Genomic DNA, 23,289 nt, shown 5'->3' with positions numbered 1-23,289 from the left:
ATCAATAAAAACGTCAGCGATCTGCTGGCGTTTTTTTTTGTCTAAAGATACTCTCTAGCGTTTAACGCTTGGGTCATGCTGAATGATCGCGTTATACTTCATCGAAACTATTACATTAGGTGGTCAGATGCGCCAAGTCATTTGCTACATCAGTATCTTAGCGACAGGTCTCGTTCTTGCAGGTTGTGGACAGTCAGGTGCTTTGCACTTGCCAAATGATCCGAATTACGACAAGCGGGCCAAGTATCTGCTATACAAAAATACTGAAAATGAGTCCAAAGCGTCCGATGAAGAACGCGAGATACCCATGCCACAACAGTTTGCTGCACCTGCCGATTCAGACGTTAAAACCACACCATAACGCTTTCACAGAAAGGATACCTTCATGAGTTTCACCCGCATTAATGGGGTATTGCACGCTGAGCAATGTTCATTACAACAGCTCGCGGAGCAATTTGGCACACCACTCTACGTTTATTCCAAAGCCACTTTGGAAAAACATTTTTTAGATATGGACCGTGCTTTTAACTTTATCGATCATCAAATCTGTTTTGCGGTAAAGTCCAACTCTAATCTTGCGGTATTGAATGTATTGGCAAAGCAAGGTGCAGGTTTTGATATTGTGACCGGTGGTGAATTGGCCCGTGTGCTAAAAGCCGGTGGTGATGCATCGAAAATTGTATTTTCCGGTTTGGGTAAAACTGAAGCAGATATCAAAAAAGCTTTGGAAGTCGGGATCGCGTGTTTCAACGTAGAATCTTATGCCGAGCTGGATCGTATTCAAAAGGTGGCGGCTGAATTGAATGTCAAAGCACCGATTTCATTGCGCGTGAATCCGGATGTCGATGCCAAAACCCATCCTTATATTTCAACCGGTTTAAAAGAAAATAAATTCGGTATTCCATCGGATAGCGTGTTTGAAACCTATCAATATGCGGCATCATTGCCAAATCTGGATGTGGTCGGAATTGACTGCCATATCGGTTCACAGCTGACCGAAACCCAGCCATTTGTCGATGCACTGGATCGGGTCATTGTCATGATTGAGCAGTTAAAAGAGCTGGGCATCCACCTTAAGCACATCGATATTGGTGGCGGTCTGGGCGTGACGTATAAAGATGAAACCCCGCCGTCGGTTGAAGAATATGCCAACGCACTGCGTCCAGCTTTAGAAAAACTGGGCTTGAAGGTGTATATGGAGCCGGGACGCAGTATTTCTGCCAATGCGGGGGTGCTACTGACCAAAGTGGATCTACTCAAACCGACCAGTCACCGCAATTTCGCGATCATTGATGCAGCGATGAATGACCTGATTCGTCCAGCTTTGTATGAAGCATGGATGGACATTCAACCTGTTAGGCCGCGTACTGATGTCGAAAGCAAAAAATGGGATGTCGTGGGTGCCATCTGTGAAACCGGTGATTTCCTGGGTAAAGAGCGCGAGCTTGCGATCAAGGAAGATGATGTGCTGGCAGTGCTTGGTGCGGGTGCATACGGCTTTGTCATGAGTTCAAACTATAACAGCCGTGGCCGTGCTGCTGAGGTGATGGTCGACGCCGATCAGGCGCATCTGATTCGTGAACGTGAAACGATTGAATCCCTCTGGGAACGTGAGCGTTTATTGCCTTAAGGAGTAAATCAGGATGTTATTAGAATTTACCAAGATGCATGGCTTGGGCAATGACTTTATGGTAGTGGACCTGATCAGCCAGCGTGCTTATCTGGATACCCTGACGATTCAACGCCTGGCCAACCGTCACTTTGGGGTCGGTTTTGATCAGTTATTGATCGTTGAGCCGCCTGATATTCCGAGTGCAGATTTTAAATACCGGATTTTTAATGCTGATGGGTCGGAAGTGGAACAATGTGGCAATGGTGTGCGCTGTTTTGCCAAGTTTGTGCATGATCGGCAGTTGACCGCCAAAACCAAAATCAAGGTACAAACCAAGTCAGGTATTGTAGTACCAGAATTGGGCGCGAATGGCTGGGTGCGTGTGAATATGGGCTATCCAAAATTCCTGCCGCAGGAAATTCCATTTGTGGCTGATGCACCGGAAAGCCTGTATGACATCGATCTTGCCGACGGTGAAAAGCTGACGATTGATGTGGTGAATATGGGTAATCCGCATGCGGTGACGATTGTACCGGATGTGATTACTGCAGATGTCGCACGTATTGGTCCGCAGGTCGAGTCCCATGCGCGTTTCCCGGCACGGGTCAATGCCGGATTTATGCAGATTATTGATGAGAAACAGGCACGTTTACGTGTATATGAACGTGGTGTAGGCGAGACCTTGGCCTGTGGTACAGGTGCCTGTGCAGCCGCAGTGTCTGGTATGCGCCGTGGTCTGCTGTCGAGCAAAGTCGAAATCGAACTTGCAGGTGGAAAGTTGCAGATTGAGTGGAAAGAAGGTGATGTGGTCTGGATGACTGGACCAACGGCTACCGTGTATGAAGGTCGTCTTGATTTACGTTACTTCCAGAGCTAGATTTCGTGCCGTTTGAGAAAAAGCACTGTCTGATCGATGGTGCTTTTTTTTATGCTAGGATGGGAAAAACTGTAGAATTTGAATGAGATGAATAAGCTTGTTTTCCTGCCGGGTGCTTCAGGAAGCCAGCACTTTTGGCAGCCATTAAGAGCAGCATTAACCGAATATACAGATCAGCAAGTCATTGCCTATCCAGGCTTTGATGGTGTAGCACCAAATTTAGCTATTCAAAACCTGCATGATCTGCAAGAATTCGTGAAAAAGCAAATTGAAGATGATTCCATTCTAATTGCCCAGTCTATGGGCGGGGTCTTGGCCATTGGGTTGGCACTTAAGCATCCACAGAAAGTCAAAGGGTTGGTATTGTTGGCGACATCTGGTGGTCTGAATTTAAAAACATTTCATTGTGCAGACTGGCGAACAGATTATCGTGAACTGTTTAAAACAGCGCCGGACTGGTTTGAACAAGACCAAACTGAATTTAGCCGCCTTCAGCTCGCAAGTCTGGACGTTCCGATCTTGCTGATCTGGGGCGATCATGATCCTTTAAGCACTGTTCAGCTTGGACAATACTTGGCAGGAATTTTTAAAAATGCAAAATTGCATATTATTAAAGGTGGAGATCATTTCTTTGCTAGCACTCATGCAGATCAGGTTGCAATGCTGATTCAAGATTATCTGGAGCAACTCTAAATGGAGCAAGCAGTGATTGTCCCACCTCAACTCTTGCTCAACATGTGGCTGAAAGAACGTGAAATTCAAAACCAGTCCAAACATACCTTGCAAGCTTATGGGCGTGATGTCTCGGATTTTTTAGAGTTTTGCCAGCGTGAACAGCTCAATTTAAACGATGTGGAAGCCACCGATTTACGCCAGTTTCTGGCTGAGAAAGTCGAACAGCATCAACTGAGTCCCAGCAGCATGCAACGTATGCTTTCAGCCATTCGCCAGTTTATGAAATGGGCCGAGCAGGCTCAGCATATGGCTTTTAATCCTGCGGATGATTTTCAGTTAAAACGTCAATCGCGCCCTTTGCCGGGCATGGTGGATATTGAAACCGTTAACCAGATTATTGATCAGCCTGCGCCTGACAATGAAATACAGCAGCAAATGTGGCTCCGGGACAAAGCGATGTTAGAGTTGCTTTATTCCAGTGGGCTGCGTCTGGCAGAACTGCAAAGCCTGAGAATTAAAGATATTGATTTCAACCGGCAATTATTACGTATTACTGGTAAAGGCAATAAAACCCGGATTGTGCCTTTTGGCTCCAAGGCCAAAGACAGCGTGATGGCCTGGTTGCAAGTCTATCCCTTATGGAATGGTGATTTTGTGCCCGAGGCGAATGTATTTATTACCCAGAAAGGCAATCCGCTTGGTGCAAGACAGATTGAAAACCGGGTTAAATTTCAGGCGCAGCGTGCAGGCGTCAATGTAGATTTACATCCGCATTTGTTAAGACATTGTTTTGCGAGTCACATGTTATCCAATAGCCGGGACTTACGCGCCGTGCAGGAAATGCTGGGACACAGTAATTTAACCACTACGCAAATTTATACCCATGTCGATTTTGATCATCTGGCTCAAATTTATGATCAGGCTCATCCGCGTGCGCAACATAAAGAAGATTGATCATATGCCAGGTTTTAAGGAATAGAGATCATAAAAAATGTATTTTTGGCATAAAACTTTCATATATAAACCTTAAAATGGAATTCAACTGAACATTGGCGTTGGGATTGGCATTTCACTATTGTCTTATTCGTTAAATGCGCCATTTCAGGTATAACAATAAATACTATTTAATATTTAAAATGAAATATTACTGAGCAGAGTCTCAGTATTTGACCGATGGGAGGCAATATGGACACACTGGTAATTGCGGACATAGAACAAAAATATGCACAGTTAAGTGAGGCTCAAAAAGAAATGTTTGCCGGTTATGGTTTGCGGCAAATCAAGCATTTTGTGGACATTAGCTTACCCAATCTTGAAGCGACTTTGCCTGAAGGTGCCATTATTCAAGGCATTAATGCCGATGGTAAAGTTCAGGCATTTAACGCGAGCACCGGACAATACTATTTATGGATTTCTGACCTGCAATGGCAATTGTCGAATCGTGCGACACAGGCAGTCGACTTAAAAGAAGATGCAGTTGCGATTTGGCAAATTTTTGAGTTGGCAAACTATGAACTGGTGGATTTAAGCCATGTGCATCGTGATTTTTTGGCACAAGAAACTCATTAAATGTTCCTACAGCTACCATAATATAAAAAATTAAGACTCGGGCTGTATTCTGGTTTTGCTCAAGAGGAGAGGGTTGTCTTTAAGCATATCAGCACAGGCAACCTCACTTTTATCTTTTAATAAAACTTGCAGCTTAGTTAATTTCAGTCCAGCTTCGGATTAAAGATACTGTTCAGAATTAAAATTAAACCTATGCCAGCGTCGCTACTTGTAATTCATTCTTTTATAGATCTTCTAAAGGCAGCTGGAAACTCTGTTTGATAATCTGGCTGGGTAAATCCGTTTTGACACTGGTAATGCCATTTTTTTTTGTCAGATGAGTCGACTGGAATTTCCGGTAACTTTCCAGATCAGGCACCACGACTTTCAGCATCGCATCACTTTCCCCCAGAATAATGTAGCACTCCATCACCTGAGGCAGTTCTTTCATCGCTTCAATAAAAGTGTCAATGGTTTCAGCATCCTGACCGACCAGCCAGATGCGCGAAAACAGGATCAATTGAAACCCAATTTTTTGTTGATCAACGATAGTAGTGTAATTCTGAATGACACCTGCATCTTCCAGTAATTTTACCCGGCGCAAACAGGATGATGGTGAAAGTCCGATTTCCCGTGCCAGATCATTATTCTGAATACGGCCGTTGGCTTGTAAGTAACGAATGATATTTTTATCAATCCGATCAAGTTTTACCCGCACAGACTTTGTGGATATTTTCATAAATTAGAATAATATTCGAAAAATAAAACTTATTATAGAATAAAAAGAAAGCCAATTTTATAAAAAATCACAGATACTTATTTCATTTTCTGGAGTTTGAAAGGAAAAGGAAATGTCTGTATTTGTACTCTTTGCACTGACCGTGCTTCCCCTGATTTTTACGCCTGGACCCGATATGTTGTTTATCCTGTCTCAAGTGATGGGTAAAGATGCAAAAGCAGGTATGATGGCAACCGTAGGAGTGTGTTGCGGTTATCTGGTGCATTCGATCCTGGTAGCGCTAGGTATTGCAGCCATCATTGTTTCTTTTCCGGTGCTGTTTGAAACTATTCGCTGGCTCGGGATCGCGTATCTGTTGTATCTGGCTTTTGGTTTGCTCAAATCGGTATTCAGTAAAAATGCGCTAAATATTGAGAAAAAAACTTCGTCCAATCCGATTCAAAAAGGATTTTTTACTGCCCTGTTAAATCCAAAAGGTATGCTGATCTATTTTGCAATTTTACCGCAGTTTATTGATAAAGCAGCCAATACAGTGAGCCAGGGTTTGATTCTTTCTTTTATTTTTATCAGTCTTATTTTTGTGGTGTATTGTGGCTTAAGTATTTTATTCAGCAAAATCAGCCAGAAAACTCAAATAGATGAACGTAAACAAAAATGGGTGGATGGAACTTCTGGTGGTTTACTGGCACTTGCAGCAAGCTGGCTCATCATCAATTAATCGGATCCCGAAAAAGTATACTGTTCGCAGTATGCTTTTTTATGATTGAGAAAATTTGAAAAGAAGTAATTACTTTGTCAGAGCCGGATGAATGTACTGGTTTATTATTTATTCAATTTGTCTATATATTGAGTTTAATTCGCTCTCAATATGATTTCTGTCTAAAATGACAAAAGCTGACCTATCTATATTCCGTCCGTTTTGCTTCAAGCGGCTTTAAATCAATTTAAATTTAAAATCATCAATCAAAACTTCTGATGTTATTAATCAGATAAAAAAATAATATAAATCAATGGTTAAATTTTAAGTAAATATCGATAAATTTCATTGTAATAAAACGATAACAATTAATTGTGAACGCATCGTTCAGGGAAAATTACGCATTTTTACAGCTCTTTGTTGAATTGTGACTTGACCGAAATGCCGTACACATTGCAAGATAGGGCACCTAAAAAAATTTAAGTGAAGAGTTACACTAACTTTTCTCAACATTTACATTTGCTAAAACAGCCGAGGATTACATGAAGGCTCTTGTTGCTGTAAAACGTGTGGTTGATGCCAACGTTAAAGTTCGTGTTAAACCGGACAACAGTGGTGTTGACTTAACTAACGTTAAAATGTCAATTAATCCATTCTGTGAAATCGCAGTGGAAGAAGCGGTTCGTTTAAAAGAAAAAGGAACTGTTTCAGAAATCATTGTTGTTTCTATTGGTCCTAAAGAAGCCCAAGAACAAATCCGTTCTGCAATGGCGCTTGGTGCTGACCGCGGTATTCTGGTTGAAGCTGATGACAGCCAACTAGGCGCGCTGGAAGTTGCTAAAATTCTGAAAGGCGTTGTTGATGCTGAACAACCACAATTGATCCTTCTAGGCAAGCAAGCCATTGATGACGACTCTAATCAGGTTGGTCAGATGCTGGGTGCTTTATTGGGTGCAGGTCAGGGTACATTCGCTTCTGAAGTGAAAGTAGACGGCGATAAAGTACAAGTAACACGTGAAATTGACGGTGGTTTACAAACTGTTGAGCTGACACTTCCAGCAATCATTACCACTGACTTACGTTTGAATGAGCCACGTTATGCGGCACTTCCAAACATCATGAAAGCGCGTAAAAAACCGCTTGATACCAAGTCACCTGCAGATTTCGGTGTAACCACTACAACTAAACTGAAAACAGTGAAAGTTGAATCTCCTGCAGAGCGTAAAGCTGGCGTACAAGTGAAGTCTGTAGACGAACTTGTAGAAAAATTGAAAAACGAAGCGAAAGTGATCTAATACAGAAGGATAAAAATCATGAGTATTTTAGTTATCGCTGAGCACGACAACAAAGCATTAAACGCTGCTACTCTAAACGTTGTTGCTGCGGCGCAAAAAATCGGTGGTGATATCACTGTATTGGTGGCTGGTTCTGGCGCTCAGGCAGTTGCTGACCAGGCGGCTAAAGTTGCAGGCGTAAGCAAAGTATTGCTTGCTGATGATGCGGCTTATGCAAATCAGTTAGCGGAAAACGTAGCAAAACTGATTGCAGAATTGGGCAAAGATTATAGCCATATCCTTGCTGCTTCTACCACGACTGGTAAAAACATTTTGCCGCGTGCTGCTGCGCTTCTTGATGTAAGCATGATTACTGACATCATTGCGGTAGATGGTCCTAAGACTTTTAAACGCCCAATCTATGCCGGTAATGCGATTGCGACTGTAGAATCAGGCGAAAACATCGTATTGGCGACTGTTCGTGGTACGGCATTTGATGCTGTAGCTGCGGAAGGTGGTTCTGCTGCGGTTGAAGCTATTGCTTCTACTGGTGATGCCGGTATTTCTAAGTTTATTAACGAAGAAATCGTAAAATCTGAACGTCCTGAACTGACAGCTGCACGTATTGTTGTTTCTGGTGGTCGTGGTGTAGGTTCGGGCGAGAACTATCATAAAATCCTTGATCCGCTAGCTGACAAGCTTGGTGCTGCTCAAGGCGCGTCACGTGCTGCAGTAGATGCCGGCTTCGTACCAAACGATATGCAAGTGGGTCAAACTGGTAAAATCGTTGCACCTGACCTGTACATCGCTGTCGGTATTTCTGGTGCGATTCAGCATTTGGCTGGTATGAAAGAGTCTAAAGTGATCGTTGCGATCAACAAAGATGAAGAAGCACCAATTAACGCAGTTGCTGACTACTGGTTAGTAGGTGACTTGAATGCTGTTATTCCTGAATTGGTTTCTAAAATCTAATTTCTGAATTAGCTTCAAAAAAACGCTTTTGTGCGAATAGTGAAAGTAATCTTTTACTGTTTTGTGCAAGGGCGTTTTTTATTGATTTTTTAAAAATACTCGGCAGTCGAAACTAGAGTATGTCATTTGGATGAAAAGTGATAAAATCCCGGTTTGATTTTTCTCCTGTTTCTCATCATGTCCTTTTCTAAAACCGCACATATCCTGTTCATTAGTTTCCTGCTGATCGCGCTTTATCTGGGGATCTGTATTCATACCGCCTTGAATGCACCGATTCCGGTGACCCAGTATTTGTTTAGTGAATCAGGTGCTTTTGAAGTTATGAGCCCATGGCTCTGGTACTTGCTGGCAGTGCTATGTTTGCTGAATGTTGAAATCAAGCCTGATACCCGGGTGTTTGCAGCTTTAGCGGCAGTATTGCTGGGGTTACGGGAAATGGATTTTCACAAGCGCCTGTTCGACATCAGCTTCATCAAAACGAATTTCTATCGCAGCGCTGAAATTCCGCTAATGGATAAGCTGCTTGGATTTATTTTGTTGCTCGGAATTATTTTTGTCTTTCTGGTGCTGGCGAAAAAACTGGTACAAACCGTACGAAGTATGAAAGATTCCTTAAATATTGCACATTTTTTTATCTTTCTTACCATTGCCTGTGGTGGACTGAGCAAGATGCTGGATCGTACGACCTCAACCCTGAAAGAAGAGTTTGGAATCGAGTTGCTAAAACATAGTCAAGTCATGATTATGACGATCGAGGAAGGGGTGGAGATGTTGTTGCCAATTCTATTGATTGTTGCAGTTTTAAGCTACCGTAGAGTATTGAATCAGCCTCACTAAAAAACATATAAAAAAACGCTAAAGATACGCCAGTAAATTGGCGTATCTTTTTTTGTATTATTCTATTTTTGCACAATTTAAAGATTAAAAAGAAGTGGATCGGACTGACTGATTTTTGCTTTTTAAATAATAAGAAAATGATCACTAAAATGAAGATAATTAACAAGGTTAAGCCGAATATTTCGACACAAAAATACAAGTGTGTATGCTATAATTTAGGGCTGTATTTTAGTTTTTAACTCAGTCGTTTGAGTTAATGATTTTGCTAGTTTTACGACATATAAATACAAGCCAAAATTGGCTTGTAGAATAAGGAGTATGCATGAGCGTATCGGAAATTAGACCGATTGCCATTGAGGATGAACTTAAAAGCTCATATCTCGATTATGCGATGAGCGTGATTGTGTCACGTGCATTGCCCGATGTACGAGATGGTTTGAAACCTGTTCATCGTCGTGTGCTTTTCGCAATGCACGAATTAGGCAATGACTATAACAAAGCTTATAAAAAGTCTGCACGTGTAGTCGGTGACGTCATCGGTAAATATCACCCGCATGGTGACTCTGCCGTATATGAAACGATTGTACGAATGGCGCAAGATTTCAGCTTGCGTTACCAGTTGGTAGATGGCCAGGGTAACTTTGGCTCAGTCGATGGCGATAGCGCAGCAGCGATGCGTTATACCGAAGTGCGTATGCGTAAACTGACCCACGAACTGTTAGCGGATCTTGAAAAAGATACCGTCGAGTGGGAAGACAACTACGATGGCTCTGAGCGTATTCCTCAGGTCATGCCAACCCGTGTTCCGAACTTGTTGATTAACGGTGTGACCGGTATTGCAGTCGGTATGGCGACCAATATGGCGCCGCATAACATGACTGAAGTGGTGAATGCATGTCTGGCCTATGCCAATGATCCCCAGATCAGTATTGAAGGGTTGATGGAACATATTTCTGGTCCGGATTTTCCGACAGGCGGCATCATTTACGGTAAATCAGGTATCGTCGATGCTTACCGTACCGGTAAGGGCCGTTTGCATATCCGTGGGAAGTACCATTTCGAAGAAGATCCGAAGAATGGCCGCACCACGATTGTCTTCACTGAAATTCCGTATCAGGTCAATAAAGCAAAAACTATTGAGCGCATTGCTGAACTGGTCAAAGAGAAAAAGCTCGAAGGCATTTCAGAGCTTCGTGATGAGTCTGACAAAGACGGTATGCGTATCGCGATTGACCTGAAGCGCGGTGAAAACGCAGAAGTGATCGTGAACAACCTGTTCCAGAACACGCAACTTGAAAACTCTTTCAGCATCAACATGGTCTGTCTGGACAATGGCCAGCCGAAGTTGATGAACCTGAAAGACATCATTGCGGCATTTATCCGTCACCGTCAGGAAGTGGTCACCCGCCGTACCATGTTCGAATTACGCAAAGCGCGTGAACGTGGTCATATCTTGGAAGGTTTGACAGTTGCACTTGCCAATATCGATCAGATTATTGAAACCATCAAAACATCTGCAAACCCGGCTGAGGCGCGTGAGCGTTTACAAGCGGGCGAGTGGGCAGCAGGTGGTGTAGCAGCTTTACTTGAAAAAGCCGGTGCTGTTTCTGTACGTCCTGACGAAATTGAAGGCGAAGATCCTAGCCGTCCATTCGGTATTGATGGCGATGTATATCGCTTATCACCGACGCAAGTTAACGCGATTATGGAACTGCGTCTACATCGCTTGACTGGCCTTGAGCAAGATAAACTTCAAGCTGAATATTCTGAAATTCTTGCGCAGATTGCTGAATACACGGCTATCTTGAATGACTTTAACTTATTGATGAACGTGATTCGTGAAGAGCTAGCCTTGATTCTGCAGCAGTATGGCGATGCTCGTAAAACGTCAATTGTCGAGTCACGTATCGATTTCTCTCGTGAAGATCTGATTCCTGAAGAGCAAATGGTGCTGACGGTTTCAAAAACAGGTTATGCAAAAACTCAACCATTGTCTGACTACGCTGCACAGCGTCGTGGTGGCCGTGGCAAGTCTGCAACCAGCATGAAAGAAGATGATTACATCCAGCATATGGTGGTCACTTCGAATCATGCAACCGTGCTTTGCTTCACCAATGTCGGTAAGGTTTACCGTCTGAAAGTCTACGAAGTGCCACAAGCCTCACGTGGTGCCAAAGGCCGTCCAATGGTGAACTTGTTGCCACTAGACGAAAACGAGACGATTACAGCCATCTTGCCTGTGATTGATGCACCGAAGAAATTTAAAGAACGTCTGGCGGACTTCAAGGCATTTGTAAAAGCAAATGCAGCACAATTGCAAAGTAATGAAGTGATCAATAGTCATTTTGCTGCACTTGAAGCTGCATTGGCTGAATCTGAAGATGGCGCAGATGATATTTCTGATGCACTTCGTGCGCAGCTGAAAGAGTTAGGACAAGCACTTTCAACAACTGATCTTGATGATGACATCATCAATGAGTTTGTACAGCAGGTGGAAGCTGTACGTAAGAATTTCTATGTGTTTATGGCAACCGAATACGGTACGATTAAACGTGTAGAGCTTGAACAGTTCTCGAATGTTCGTTCAAACGGTTTACGTGCGATTGAACTTAATGGTGATGACACCCTGATTGGTGTGGCGATTACTGACGGCGAACAGCAAATCATGTTGTTCTCAAACGAAGGTAAAGCCATTCGCTTCGCAGAAACTGACGTGCGTTCAATGGGTCGTTCGGCCAAAGGTGTACGTGGTATGCGTGTGACCATTGGTGCAGCAGCGCAGCTTGAAGATCAGGACGATAATGACGTTGATTCTGATGATGAAGATGGTTCAGATTCAGCAATTGTCAGCCGTATTGTGTCACTGGTAGTTGTGCCTGAAACAGGTGAAGTACTGTGTGCTTCTGAACATGGTTACGGTAAACGTACCCCAGTAGATGACTTCCCAACCAAAAAACGTGGCGGTAAAGGTGTTATTGCACTAAAAACTTCTGAGCGTAATGGTCAGTTAGTCGGTGCAGTGGCAATTGATGCGACTAAAGAATTGATGCTGATCTCTAATGGCGGTACGCTGGTTCGTACACGTGCATCAGAGGTTGCGCAAACAGGTCGTAATGCACAAGGTGTTCGTCTGATCCGTTTAGGTAATGACGAATTGCTGGTGGGTGTAGTTTCTATTGAAGCTGTGGAAGAAGACGAGTTTGTTGAAGCGATTGAAGGTGAAGACGCTTTAGTGGCAGAAACAAATTTAGTGACTGAAGCTGAACAGCTTGAAAAAGACGGTGAAAATTCAGTAGAAGAATAATTTTCCTACTGATAAAAAGGGCGCTTCGGCGTCCTTTTTTATAAACCTTGACGAGATAGAGGTAAGCGATGAAAACCAAATTAATGTCATTAGCAGCAGTGCTTGCATTGACTGGCTGTAATTCAATGGAGAATATTCCAAATCCGAGTCCTGAGCAGGAAAAGGCGGCACAGCTGGCTTATGAGGATTTGCGTGACGGGAAGTATGATGAGTTTCTGGATCAACTCGAACCACAATTACAGGCTTATTTTAAGGACAATGAAAAGTTGATGAAACGCTTTTCACGTTCAATTCCTCAAGGTGAATACAAGTCTAAAACCTTAATGACCAAGCAGATTGAAGAAGCGACCAATCAGCCGAGCCAGTATAAGGTCAGCTATGAAATTGCTTATCCGAATAATCTGGTTCAGTATGATGTGAGTTTTGACAAGCCGAATGGCAGCGCCAAGATCCGTAATTTTAATATTCAAGTGTTTGGCGAATCCAATCCTTAAATCTGAACAGGCCTTAATGGTGATGCCGGTCAGTTTTTAGGAAGCTGAATCAGGCGTTGATAGCCCAGCAAGAAACACAAGCTACCGAATACTCCAAGATAAATTAGTTTTGATACCACTAGTGCGGTAGGAACTCCCATCTGGTTAAGCTGAATGAACATCTGCACAATTTGGGTAGAGGGCAGGATTTCGGCCAGGATTTGCATCCAGACTGGCATAGAAGAGTGGGGCCATGCGATACCCGAGAGTAAGAACAGAGGAATTGAAGTAAATACAATCACATGGCCTGCCCGTTCTGGCATATCCAGAAAGCTGGCGAGCAACCAGGTCATACCAATAATACAGTAGATAAATACTGGAACGGCAATGAGCATGCCGATAAAATTACCGCCACGCGGATAATCAAATAACCAGAATGTAAAACCGAATAAATAAAGACAGCCCAGACAACCGATCGTAAAGATTGCCAGACAGATCCCGATAAAAGCATTGCGGTTTAACTCTACTTTTCTTTCCCGGTACATCAAAATCAGCATGCTCAAACCTAATAAAATAGTTTGATGAATAATTAAGGGGGCAACTGCAGGAAATACATAACTGCCATAACCAGACAAAGTATTAAACAGGGGAATCTGATGTACGGAGAGTGCAGGAGAAAACTCCGATATATGTTCAAATTGTGCAATGTAGTCAGATAGGGTTTGCTCAACTGAAGCAGCCAGGCCCAGACCAATCTGTTTGGTCGCCAAAAAGTTTGCAGCATTTAAATAGAGACCAATTCCTCCAGATTCACCGTGGATCACAGCTTCAGATAAATTGCCCGGCAGCAGTAAAATTCCGTCTGCCTGTTCAGATTCGACCCATTGCTTGGCTTCCGCGAAATTGCCTGTAATTGCTTTGACATTGACATTTGGGCTTTCCTGCACTTTTTGGATGATCCGCGTGCTTAAATTGCTTTGCTCTTCGTCGACAATAATAATGGGCAAGGATTCTGCTGTCTGAGCCTTATATGCAGTAGGATAAAAAAAACTGTAAAACAGTACAGAAAGAATCAGGGTGGTAAGAATACTTTCGTGCGAAACAATATCTTTAAAGCTGTGCAGATAATAAGACCAGCAGGATTTCATTGGACTATTCCTTTAGCAACTCTTTTTAAAAAAAGATAGGCTAGCAGGGCAAAGATCACGACAAACATGAGCAGGATAAATAAGGGCTGTAGTGAAATATTAACGGGACTACCCATCACCCACTGTTCGGTCTGTAACCTGGCATAGGAAGTATAGGGAATAATGTGAGCCCAGAAATGGGTAAATAAGGGTGCATTATTTAAGGGAAGCGTTACCCCTGCAAAACTTAAAGATGAGCCACCATATACTGCAATAAAACCGAACGATTTGGTCAAATCTTTGGTTACAAGTACGATCACGCTACTCAAGAACGCATAGGCACTATAAAACAGCAACTGCGCCAATAAAATCAGACCAAGAGAGCCAGCTATAAACCAGCCGCGGATCTGAATCAGCCAGAACATCCATATCCAGGTCCATATGCTAAAAATAGCTACATAAACCAGATTTTTCGATAGTAAAGCCATCCAGAGTGACTGATGGCTAATCCAGTCTTGTAAGGTTCGCCGTTTGAGTTCCTGACCCACTGAAAATGCCACGCAACAACAGAGCAGTAAATGTAGAACTGCCGGAATCACAAAAGGTTCTAAATAAAATTCATAGTCAAGATCTGGATTATATAGCGGAGATAATTTGATCTGGGGGATGGGGAAGTCGAGATAAGGCAGCCGGTTTTCCAGATAATGCTTTCCTAAAAAATCAGCTATGGCTTCAATAGTGCTGATCAGCATGGCAGATGAAATAGTATTACCAATACTAAAATAACTCTGATTATAAACAATACTGATGCCCGCATCCTGAGCACGAACCAGACGTTGCTCGGCACCCTGCGGAATATGAATATAGCCCCAAATTTTATTTTTATTTAGCAGAAGTTCAGCTTCTTCAGTTTGTCCAGTGACAAGATCTACTTTAAGTGTCTGATTAAGTGAAATATAGGTATTAATATTCTGACTGAGTGCACTTCGGTCCTGATCAATAATCGCAATAGGTAAATGCTCAGGTTTACCCTGAAGAAACATACTACTGAATATAATAATGACGAAGGCAGGCGCAAGCGTGACCAGACAGAGATCCCATTTTTCCCGGAGCAGATAATGCAGTTCGCGCCCTATCCCCCTCCACATCAGGAACCCTCTTTTAATTTAAACAAGACGCTCATGCCAACTTTAAGTCCGGGTATGGCAGGTACAGGAACAAGATGGACTTTAAAGCTTCTGATATCGTACCCACCAGTCTGACGTGTCGTTTTAATGGTCGCAAATTCACCTTCAGCACTGATATTCTGGATTCGGAATTCAGATTTCTTATCCAAGGCTGGAATATAACCTTCAATTGTGGTCATGTGCTGGAATGGCACATACTGGTCTTCGCGAATATTCAGACTCACACGCATATCATCTTTAATCAGGCTCACCACAGGGACCGCAGTTGCTACCAGTTCTGACACTTCGCCATAGGTTTTAGAGACCGTGCCATCGATTGGAGCAAGCAGTTTTGTTTCTGCGACCAGTGAATTGGCTTCTTCCAGTGCAGCCCGAGCAATTTCCACTTGTGCATCCGCAGAGGTTTTCTGTTGCGGAGTGCTGCCCCGGTTAGCGCGTAGATACTGTTGATAGGCTGCTTCGGTCATTTGGGCAGCAGACTGACTGGCAGCGTAAAGTTCATCACGACGTTGGCGGGAAATGACGCCTTCTTTAAACAGATTCTCACCACGTTGAAAGGAAACTTTGGCTAAATTCTGTTGGGCTTTTAACGCTTGCCAGTTGGCATACAGGCTAGCGATATTCTCCTCTTGAGAACCCCGATCAACAGTCGACTGTAAGGCCAAGGCAGATTGTAGGGCAGCAGCAGCCTGCTGTTTTTTGGTTTCCACTTCCGGACTATATAAGCGGACAAGAATCTGACCTTTCTTGACATGCTGGCCTTCCTTTACATAGATTTCTTCAATCCGGCTAGGTACCTTGGTGGCGACCTGTATCGTTTCCGCTTCTACCTGTCCCTGTAATTCAAGTGTCGTCGGGTGATAGCTTTTCCATAAACCAAAGGCAATGACGGCCAGTAAAACAGGTATTGCCGCCAGTAACAGATATTTTATGGGTTTAGAAAGTCCAGAGGATGATTCATGCTCTGCAGAAGTTGCAGCGTTTTTTTCTTCTACCGATTCGGACTCAAGCTGTGAGGTAGAAGGGCTACTTTTATTGTTTGAGGAGACTGAGCCATTCACAGGATCATCTGATTTTTGATCTTCGTTCATGTCTGTCTCCATTAGCGAATATAGTGAGTATTGGTATGTTGAATATAGTTAGAAAACTCGTTAATCGAGCCATAACTTTGTAAAAGGGTGGCGAGGGACATGACATATTTATAGGCATTCAAGGCAGTTTCTGCTTTTAATCCACTCAATATATTCTGTGCATCAATGACCTGTGTCGCCGTACCCATATCTTCTTTAAAGGATAATTGCTGGATACGTAGATTTTCTTGGGCTGCCTTCATATTTTGTGCCAAAAGCGTATCGCTCTGCTGCGCACTCACTGCTTCGCTATAGGATTTGTAAATCAGGTTTTCAATTTCTTGCTGAGTACGTGCAGTGAGCAGTTCAGCAGCATAACGTTTAAGTTCAGCAGCCTGAATGTTTTTGTTTTTATCAATCCCGGAAAACAGGTTATAACGGGCAGCCACACCTACAATCCAGTTTTCCTTACGATCCAGACTGTATTCTCCAAAAGCAAAGACACTCGGTTTTTTTGCCGCTTCCTGAATTTTTACATTGGTTTGTGCCAATTGAGTATCTAACTGCATTTTTTGAATTAATGGCGAGTTTTGGCTGAAAGTCTTCAGCAAATGATTTAAATCCTGAGATTCGGTCTTATTCACAAATAAAGGCGTGGTCAGTTCAGTCAGGTTGCTTTGCTGAAGCAGGTTATTCAGCTGAAATAGACTCGCATTTAGATTGGCCTGAGTATTTTGCTGGGCACGTTCGGCATCATTGCGTGCCACTTCAAACTGCATGCGCTGGCCTTTGCTGATAAAGCCCTGCTGTTGCATTTTTAAGGCATTCTGATAATGCTGCTGCATGGCATTCAGGTTGAATACAGCCGCTGCATGAAGCTGTTTTTGAAGTTGAACATTAAAATAACTCTGAATGAGTTCAAAACGCTGTATATCTTGCTGTTCTTTGTTGTTTAGCGCACTACGGTTCGCCTGAATGTTGGCCACTTCCTTGGTATTGGCAGTCAGGCCTCCTGTATAAATAGGCATGATGACTGACACTGTAGGGCGAATGACCTGATCTTCAAGGACTACATTGGAGGTGTCCGGAATCAGGCCGACGCCGCTATGAATAGCATTGTTGACTCCTTCCTGAAGAGGGCCGGTAATGTCAGGAGGAAGTACGTTCCCAAGATTATCTTCCCACTGGTTGATCTGCCCCGTGACACCTTGGGACAGTACATTTTCCAGATTGTTTTTAAACTGCTTCAGGGGAATATCTACTTCACTGTGGAAAGCATAGGCACGAACATTGAGATCGACACGAGGCAATCCCAAACCTTTGCTGGCTTCAGCTTCAAGTTGCGAGGCCTGTTCCAGACTTTGATAGGCCTGACTACTATAAGAAGACTGTAATAATTGTTTTTCGGCTTCTTGAAAACTCAAGGCTTGGGCATATAAATTCAGACTCGTACACAACAGTCCTGAAAATAATCCGCACCCCAAAAATAATCTGCTTATATCGTTTATCGTATTCATGAAAGCAAGTTGCCAATTTGAATAAAGTGAAATTTATTTACTGACATTATAAATCAGTGCCTTATAGCTCAGTCAGTGGTATGGTTGTAATATTGTTTATTTTACAGTTGTCTAGGAAAAGTGCAGGTTAGTAGGACCTGAATTAATGTGTTGCTAAACTTTTTAAAATTACCATGATTGATATAAAACGCTCATTACTACTATTTGGCCAGTTTTGCTGAGTTACAGGTTTAACATGCGCAATAGCCAATCTGAAACGATGAACGAAATGATCCATTTTTATCTCACTCATGATTTTCTAATTATTGTGGTTTTATCATAATAGTTTTATTTTTAAACTCAAACATTTAATTAAAATATGCATCATCAGCAGGATTATTCTTATAAATGGTCAACTTATCTTATGAATCTACATTGTTTTTTTGACTGTAATTACAGTTTTGTATTGAAATAATTTTGTGCAAGACCCTGCCAGATATGGTTAAATGCCATCATTTGATTGTGTTTCACTCTGAAAGGAAAAATCATGCGCGCGTACAACTTCTGTGCTGGTCCTGCTGCATTACCGACTGCCGTACTTGAAAAAGCTCAAGCTGAAATGCTCGACTGGCATGGCAAAGGTCTTTCGATCATGGAAATGAGCCACCGTAGTGCAGACTATGTTGCTGTTGCTGAAAAAGCGGAAGCAGACCTACGTAAACTCATGAACATTCCTGAGAACTACAAAGTATTGTTCTTGCAGGGTGGTGCATCACTACAATTCTCGGCAATTCCATTAAACTTGCTCGGCAAAAATAACAAGGCAGACTATATCGATACTGGTATCTGGTCTGAAAAAGCCTTGAAAGAAGCGCAACGTTATGGCGATATCAATGTTGTAAAAGCCGGTATTAAAATTGAGGGCAAACATGCTATCAGCGCACAAAGTGAATGGAACCTGTCTGCAGATGCTGCCTATGTGCACTATGCGGATAACGAAACCATTGGCGGTTTGCAATTCGCATCTATTCCCGAAACAGACAAGCCTCTAGTTTGCGACTATTCATCTAGCATTTTATCTGCACCACTGGACGTATCGAAATTTGGTGTGATTTATGCAGGTGCACAAAAGAATATCGGGCCTGCCGGCTTAACACTTGTGATCATTCGCGAAGATTTACTTGATCAGGCCAAACCTGAAATTCCAAGCATCCTAAGATATGCAGATCAGGCGAAAAACGGTTCAATGGTGAATACACCATCGACCTATGCATGGTACTTATCGGGGCTGGTATTCGAGTGGTTGCTGGACAATGGCGGTGTAGAGGCCATCCACAAAGTGAACCTTGAAAAAGCTAACTTACTTTATGGTTATATTGATCAAAGCGATTTCTACGCTAATCCAATCGCAAAAGCGAACCGTTCGATTATGAACGTGCCATTTACCTTGGCCAATGCAGAGCTAGAGAAACAGTTCCTGAAAGAAGCCGAAGCACAGCATTTATTGAATCTTGCCGGTCACCGTTCAGTAGGTGGTATGCGTGCCAGTATTTATAACGCTGTTCCACTTGAAGGCGTACAGGCACTGGTGAATTTTATGGATGACTTTGCCAAACGCAATGGTTGATTCATGAAACGGAAAAACCCAGCATATGCTGGGTTTTTTATGAATTGAATTACTTTAGAAAATAAAAGTATGCAGGATGAATCCGCAGATGATCATCCCCAACATGAAAAAAAGGCACGACATCATATCAATATTGTAGCGAGAGCTAAGATGATGCTCGGCCTGTTGTAATGTTTCTTCTTGCACGATTTTCATAGATATTTATTGTCCGATCTATTTATCGTTAATACTATTTGTTGTGAGTATTTTTATCATAAAAAATTGATTAAATAAAGTACATTCTTGATTAAAGGTCATAAAGTTTCAATTTTTTTAAAATGTCAGATTTGCACGACAATAAATTATATTGATGATAAATCAATTGCTTATTTTTACGGAATTTTAAAGGTTATTTAAAGATTTAAAATAAGTTATTTGAATTTAAAAATGTGGATAACCGGATTTTTAATCAGTTTAAATAACGGACAGATAAACGAGTAAATCTGTATAAAAAATAGTCAGAAATTAAAGTGACAAATAAAAATATAAATAGATTAAAAGAAGATACGCATCTAAATGAGTATCTCCCTTATAGAGTGAATTCAGGTTACTTTGCTATAGATACTGGCCTGGATCCATAAGTTGCCACGGATATACTGGCCAATTTCAAAATTCTTATACTCTGCGTTGCGTGTTGCAATGCGGATCAGGGTTGCAGGCTGGCCTTCATCATGAATCAGGGTGACATCATACAGGGTATAGTCCTGATCCATAAACTGCATGCTAGTTTTACCGACGATATTGCCCTGGAACCAGGCTTCATCTTCCTGTCCCAGGGTTTCGCCATAAAGATAGGCCACCATTTTAGAAAAATCTACAGTGACAGGTTCTTTATCTTCTTCTGATTGCGGCTGCCAGGCATCAATCTGTTCCTGCAAATTATCAGGGGCTATGCCATTATTGCCAGCCAGAATAGCATTCAAGGCACGGTGATGTTTGATCGAAGCCGGATCATCAACCACCAGATGCTCATGATCTGAGACTGCTTCAAGTTCATAGGCCCAGGCATTCAGGTTTACCACATAGAGCTGATCTTTTTCATAACAGAGATGATTAACGCTATACAGGTTATCGAAAGCATAAATAATGTTGTCAGCACCCAGATTCAAGCGTAATACAGCTTGAGTATTGGATTTACAGCTAATAATCCGGTCAATCGTAGCTTTCACCTGATAAGGGCTATCAAAGCAGGGGAATGCAGTTTTTACGGCTTGAGGTTTATTATTTTCAACGGCAATCACTTGACTTAATTGTACTGGTGCTTTGCTCGGTCCCTGGATCAGCCAGGTCTCTGTATCCATATCACTTTCTTGTGTACAAAGGCCCATCGGCATGACCGGCGCATCAAGAGCTTTGCCTAACCACTGGGGTACATCTGTGCCAGGGTTGTCGGTGAGCAAGGTCCAGTGTTCGACATGACTACCGAAATTTTGATCATCAATGGTGATGATCTCTGGGCTATTCTGATTTTTCATATGCACAATTGATCTTGGATGATATATCTGTAGTTAATCGAGGGTCATTGCAATTTTTCAAGTCAATTGAATGAATTTTAAAATTAAAATAAGCATCTGGTGAATTCAAGCTTTTCCCATATGAATTACAACAGTTTTACCAATCATATACTTATTTAAAATATACAAGCCAGATCTCAGGAAAATGAAGTGATTTAATCATCAACCTGACCCTTCCAATTTGCTAGAATAACCATGATTTATACTTTAATGGAAAGCCCTGTGTTGCCATTTAAACTTTGGGTCGATGCCGATGCACTGCCCCGTATTCTGCGAGATGTAATTATTCGTGCTTCGGACCGCTATCAGCTTGAAGTCACTTTTGTGGCCAACCAGCCGGTAGGTATTACACCTTCGGTGAGGATTAATTCGATTCAGGTGATGAGCGGAGCAGATGCTGCAGATAAGGAAATTATTTCGCGCATGAAAGAGCACGATATCGTCATGACCCAAGATATTCCCTTGGCTGCAGAAGTGATTGAAAAAGGCGGAATTGCGATTCATCCCCGGGGGGAAATTTATACCACCGACAATGTCAAAGCGCGTTTACATCTGCGTGATTTTATGGACAGCTTGCGCGGCGCTGGCGTGCAGACTGGCGGTCCGCCACCGATTTCAGAACGGGATAAACGCGAATTTTCCAGCGCACTCGATCAGACCATCCAAAAACAAAAACGCAAAACTTCTGCACTTTAAGCCTTATTCAGAGTGACTCACATGCCCACACAAACCAATATGATTGCCACCTATCTTCTATTGGTTTTTATCTGGGCAACGACGCCACTTGCGATTGTCTGGAGTGTGACAGACCTGCATCCGCTCTGGGCCTTGGCATTACGCTTTTTTCTGGCTTTGCCTTTTGCATTTGCTCTATTGTGGCTGTTTAAAACCCGTTTTCCCTTAGATAAATTATCCATGCACAGTTATCTGGCTGGTGCATGCAGTTTTATCGGATCACAGATTTTCACTTATCTTGCAACCGACTATTTGAGTTCAGGTATTATCGCCTTGATGTTCGGTCTGGCACCAATCATGACCGGATTAATTGGCCGCTTTGTGTTTCAGCTCAAGCTGTATGCTTCACAGTGGAGTGGTATGGCGATTGCCTTGCTGGGCCTGGGGATTATCTGTGTCGGCGGGAAGGATCAGCATATTCAGCCGATCGGGATTGGCCTGATGTTGCTCAGTGTTTTTATTTACTGTGCTTCTATGTTCTGGGTGAAAAAAGTCAATGCCCCTTTAGAGCCTATGGCGCAGGCTGCCGGCTCTATTGCGGTTTCAGCGGGCATGGCCTGTGCCATGTTGCCATTTATCTGGCAATTTGCACCGACCCAGATTCCGCAGGCTAAGTCGCTGATTGGACTTGGTTATGCTGTCATCATGGCTTCCTTAATTGCTATGTTCTGCTATTTTAAGCTGGTACAGAAAATCAAGGCGACGACTTTGTCATTGACCACCGTGTTGACGCCGATGCTGGCATTAGTTGTCGGCGTGATTTTAAATAGCGAGAAATTATCGGGTGGAGCGGCCTTGGGTATAGTCATCTTACTGGCTGGTTTGTTGCTATATTTTTCCAGAGAAATTAAAGCGAGCTATAATGCTCGCCTTACATCGTCTCATCGTACTGACTAAAGTAACTGACCTGATGATTTAAGCGAGGTGAGCTTTGACGCATTCGCCCAGCTTGACGCGGTCTTGCGGATGCATGGTAATAAAATAAGCACCGATCCGATATTTGCCATTTTCTTCTTCACGACTGTAAACCACCTGGGCAGTGACAGCAATATGGAAGAAATTTTCTGGATGGCTTAAAGTCACATGCAGATAGGTGCCTTCAGCGATAGGGCGGTCATTAAAAAAGCTAAAACCGGTTTCTGAAAAATTCACCTGTTCTGGCACAGGTAACATGCTTTGTACAATTGCGTCATACAAAGACCCGGTAATAAGGTTTAATTTTTGATTAAATAAGGATAAGATCCGAGCAATTTGTTGATCTTTTTCAGATAATTGTTCTAATTCGTAGTTAACCGCATGATCAAATTGATCTAGTTCTGCAAGTAGTAGAAAATAGCGGGGCAAGACGAAATTAGGATCGTAAGGATCATTCAAGGCAACATCATCGGAAATAATCTGATAATTAATTCGTAAGGCAGCATCGATTCGAGACATGACGCGTCTTTCCGCAAATCCGTTTGGATGCTGTACATTTTCCATAATTTAT

Annotated in this window: 22 protein-coding genes; 15 read left to right on the top strand and 7 right to left on the bottom strand. The window is 42.6% G+C overall.

From position 1 onward, the window contains the following. Nucleotides 1–127 precede the first annotated feature (127 nt). The 6 genes from lptM to VXQ11_RS08825 all read left to right on the top strand — a co-directional run bounded on the left by lptM (nt 128) and on the right by VXQ11_RS08825 (nt 4,733). Nucleotides 128–361 carry an LPS translocon maturation chaperone LptM gene (gene lptM, locus VXQ11_RS08850; RefSeq protein ID WP_064096473.1) on the top strand — a complete coding sequence of 78 codons (234 nt, stop codon included), beginning with the start codon at nt 128–130 and terminating at the stop codon, nt 359–361. 24 nt (nt 362–385) lie between these two features. Next, nucleotides 386–1,630 (top strand): diaminopimelate decarboxylase, encoded by a 1,245-nt coding sequence (gene lysA, locus VXQ11_RS08845; protein WP_144724599.1) that lies wholly within the window; start codon nt 386–388, stop codon nt 1,628–1,630. 13 nt (nt 1,631–1,643) lie between these two features. After that, nucleotides 1,644–2,489: a diaminopimelate epimerase gene (gene dapF, locus VXQ11_RS08840; protein WP_416705849.1), complete on the top strand. Its 846-nt coding sequence runs from the start codon at nt 1,644–1,646 to the stop codon at nt 2,487–2,489. A gap of 87 nt (nt 2,490–2,576) precedes the next feature. Beyond that, a complete protein-coding gene (locus VXQ11_RS08835; protein ID WP_064096290.1) occupies nt 2,577–3,182 on the top strand; it encodes an alpha/beta fold hydrolase in 606 nt (201 codons plus the stop codon). Further along, the gene (xerA, locus tag VXQ11_RS08830) at nt 3,183–4,118 is read left to right on the top strand and encodes a site-specific tyrosine recombinase/integron integrase (RefSeq protein WP_064096289.1); all 936 of its coding nucleotides are present in this window, start codon (nt 3,183–3,185) and stop codon (nt 4,116–4,118) included. A gap of 231 nt (nt 4,119–4,349) precedes the next feature. Then, the gene (locus tag VXQ11_RS08825; protein ID WP_064096288.1) at nt 4,350–4,733 is read left to right on the top strand and encodes a hypothetical protein; all 384 of its coding nucleotides are present in this window, start codon (nt 4,350–4,352) and stop codon (nt 4,731–4,733) included. 223 nt (nt 4,734–4,956) lie between these two features. On the opposite strand, the gene VXQ11_RS08820 is transcribed toward VXQ11_RS08825, so the two are convergent. After that, nucleotides 4,957–5,451: an Lrp/AsnC family transcriptional regulator gene (locus VXQ11_RS08820; protein WP_064096287.1), complete on the bottom strand. Its 495-nt coding sequence runs from the start codon at nt 5,449–5,451 to the stop codon at nt 4,957–4,959. A gap of 112 nt (nt 5,452–5,563) precedes the next feature. Here VXQ11_RS08820 and VXQ11_RS08815 point away from each other — a divergent pair, with 112 nt between their 5' ends. The 6 genes from VXQ11_RS08815 to VXQ11_RS08790 all read left to right on the top strand — a co-directional run bounded on the left by VXQ11_RS08815 (nt 5,564) and on the right by VXQ11_RS08790 (nt 13,029). Then, the gene (locus VXQ11_RS08815; RefSeq protein ID WP_416705848.1) at nt 5,564–6,169 is read left to right on the top strand and encodes a LysE family translocator; all 606 of its coding nucleotides are present in this window, start codon (nt 5,564–5,566) and stop codon (nt 6,167–6,169) included. A 521-nt stretch (nt 6,170–6,690) separates the two neighbouring features. Then, nucleotides 6,691–7,443, top strand: a complete 753-nt coding sequence (locus VXQ11_RS08810) for an electron transfer flavoprotein subunit beta/FixA family protein (protein ID WP_064096285.1) — start codon at nt 6,691–6,693, stop codon at nt 7,441–7,443. 18 nt (nt 7,444–7,461) lie between these two features. Then, on the top strand, nt 7,462–8,394 hold the full coding sequence (locus tag VXQ11_RS08805; protein WP_064096284.1) for an FAD-binding protein: 933 nt from the start codon (nt 7,462–7,464) through the stop codon (nt 8,392–8,394). Nucleotides 8,395–8,571: 177 nt separating this feature from the next. Continuing rightward, the gene (locus VXQ11_RS08800) at nt 8,572–9,231 is read left to right on the top strand and encodes a hypothetical protein (RefSeq protein ID WP_416705847.1); all 660 of its coding nucleotides are present in this window, start codon (nt 8,572–8,574) and stop codon (nt 9,229–9,231) included. Nucleotides 9,232–9,553: 322 nt separating this feature from the next. Further along, nucleotides 9,554–12,535, top strand: a complete 2,982-nt coding sequence (gyrA, locus tag VXQ11_RS08795) for a DNA gyrase subunit A (protein WP_416680795.1) — start codon at nt 9,554–9,556, stop codon at nt 12,533–12,535. A gap of 68 nt (nt 12,536–12,603) precedes the next feature. Continuing rightward, complete coding sequence (locus VXQ11_RS08790; protein WP_416680796.1) at nt 12,604–13,029, top strand: DUF3887 domain-containing protein; 426 nt, start codon at nt 12,604–12,606, stop codon at nt 13,027–13,029. A 29-nt stretch (nt 13,030–13,058) separates the two neighbouring features. Here the strand turns inward: VXQ11_RS08790 and VXQ11_RS08785 are convergent, their stop codons facing one another. Genes VXQ11_RS08785 through VXQ11_RS08770 form a run of 4 tightly spaced genes read right to left on the bottom strand, consistent with a single transcriptional unit; the run spans nt 13,059 to nt 17,909 of the window. Then, nucleotides 13,059–14,156, bottom strand: a complete 1,098-nt coding sequence (locus VXQ11_RS08785) for an ABC transporter permease (RefSeq protein WP_416705846.1) — start codon at nt 14,154–14,156, stop codon at nt 13,059–13,061. Further along, nucleotides 14,153–15,283: an ABC transporter permease gene (locus tag VXQ11_RS08780; protein WP_416680798.1), complete on the bottom strand. Its 1,131-nt coding sequence runs from the start codon at nt 15,281–15,283 to the stop codon at nt 14,153–14,155. The genes VXQ11_RS08785 and VXQ11_RS08780 overlap by 4 nt, the downstream gene beginning before the upstream one ends. After that, complete coding sequence (locus VXQ11_RS08775) at nt 15,283–16,413, bottom strand: HlyD family secretion protein (RefSeq protein WP_416705845.1); 1,131 nt, start codon at nt 16,411–16,413, stop codon at nt 15,283–15,285. Before VXQ11_RS08775 ends, VXQ11_RS08780 begins: the two co-directional genes overlap by 1 nt. A gap of 11 nt (nt 16,414–16,424) precedes the next feature. Further along, the gene (locus tag VXQ11_RS08770) at nt 16,425–17,909 is read right to left on the bottom strand and encodes a TolC family protein (protein WP_416680800.1); all 1,485 of its coding nucleotides are present in this window, start codon (nt 17,907–17,909) and stop codon (nt 16,425–16,427) included. 526 nt (nt 17,910–18,435) lie between these two features. Here VXQ11_RS08770 and serC point away from each other — a divergent pair. Continuing rightward, nucleotides 18,436–19,515, top strand: coding sequence for a 3-phosphoserine/phosphohydroxythreonine transaminase (gene serC, locus VXQ11_RS08765; protein WP_144724610.1), 1,080 nt, complete (start codon nt 18,436–18,438; stop codon nt 19,513–19,515). A gap of 581 nt (nt 19,516–20,096) precedes the next feature. Here serC and VXQ11_RS08760 read toward each other — a convergent pair. Further along, nucleotides 20,097–21,029 carry a hypothetical protein gene (locus tag VXQ11_RS08760; RefSeq protein ID WP_416705844.1) on the bottom strand — a complete coding sequence of 311 codons (933 nt, stop codon included), beginning with the start codon at nt 21,027–21,029 and terminating at the stop codon, nt 20,097–20,099. Between the two features lie 249 nt (nt 21,030–21,278). Here VXQ11_RS08760 and VXQ11_RS08755 point away from each other — a divergent pair, with 249 nt between their 5' ends. Both VXQ11_RS08755 and VXQ11_RS08750 read left to right on the top strand, forming a co-directional pair. After that, entirely contained in the window at nt 21,279–21,764 is a 486-nt protein-coding gene (locus VXQ11_RS08755) for a YaiI/YqxD family protein (protein WP_171255316.1), read from the top strand. 21 nt (nt 21,765–21,785) lie between these two features. Continuing rightward, nucleotides 21,786–22,700 carry a DMT family transporter gene (locus VXQ11_RS08750; protein ID WP_191730792.1) on the top strand — a complete coding sequence of 305 codons (915 nt, stop codon included), beginning with the start codon at nt 21,786–21,788 and terminating at the stop codon, nt 22,698–22,700. Between the two features lie 18 nt (nt 22,701–22,718). Here the strand turns inward: VXQ11_RS08750 and VXQ11_RS08745 are convergent, their stop codons facing one another. After that, nucleotides 22,719–23,282 (bottom strand): PilZ domain-containing protein, encoded by a 564-nt coding sequence (locus VXQ11_RS08745; RefSeq protein WP_416680804.1) that lies wholly within the window; start codon nt 23,280–23,282, stop codon nt 22,719–22,721. Nucleotides 23,283–23,289 lie beyond the last annotated feature (7 nt).

Source organism: Acinetobacter sp. 197 (genome assembly GCF_048148385.1).
In the GTDB taxonomy this organism is placed as follows: domain Bacteria; phylum Pseudomonadota; class Gammaproteobacteria; order Pseudomonadales; family Moraxellaceae; genus Acinetobacter; species Acinetobacter pecorum.
The sequence above is the reverse complement of the archived record's forward strand: the minus strand, read 5'-3'. Positions and strand labels throughout refer to the sequence as shown.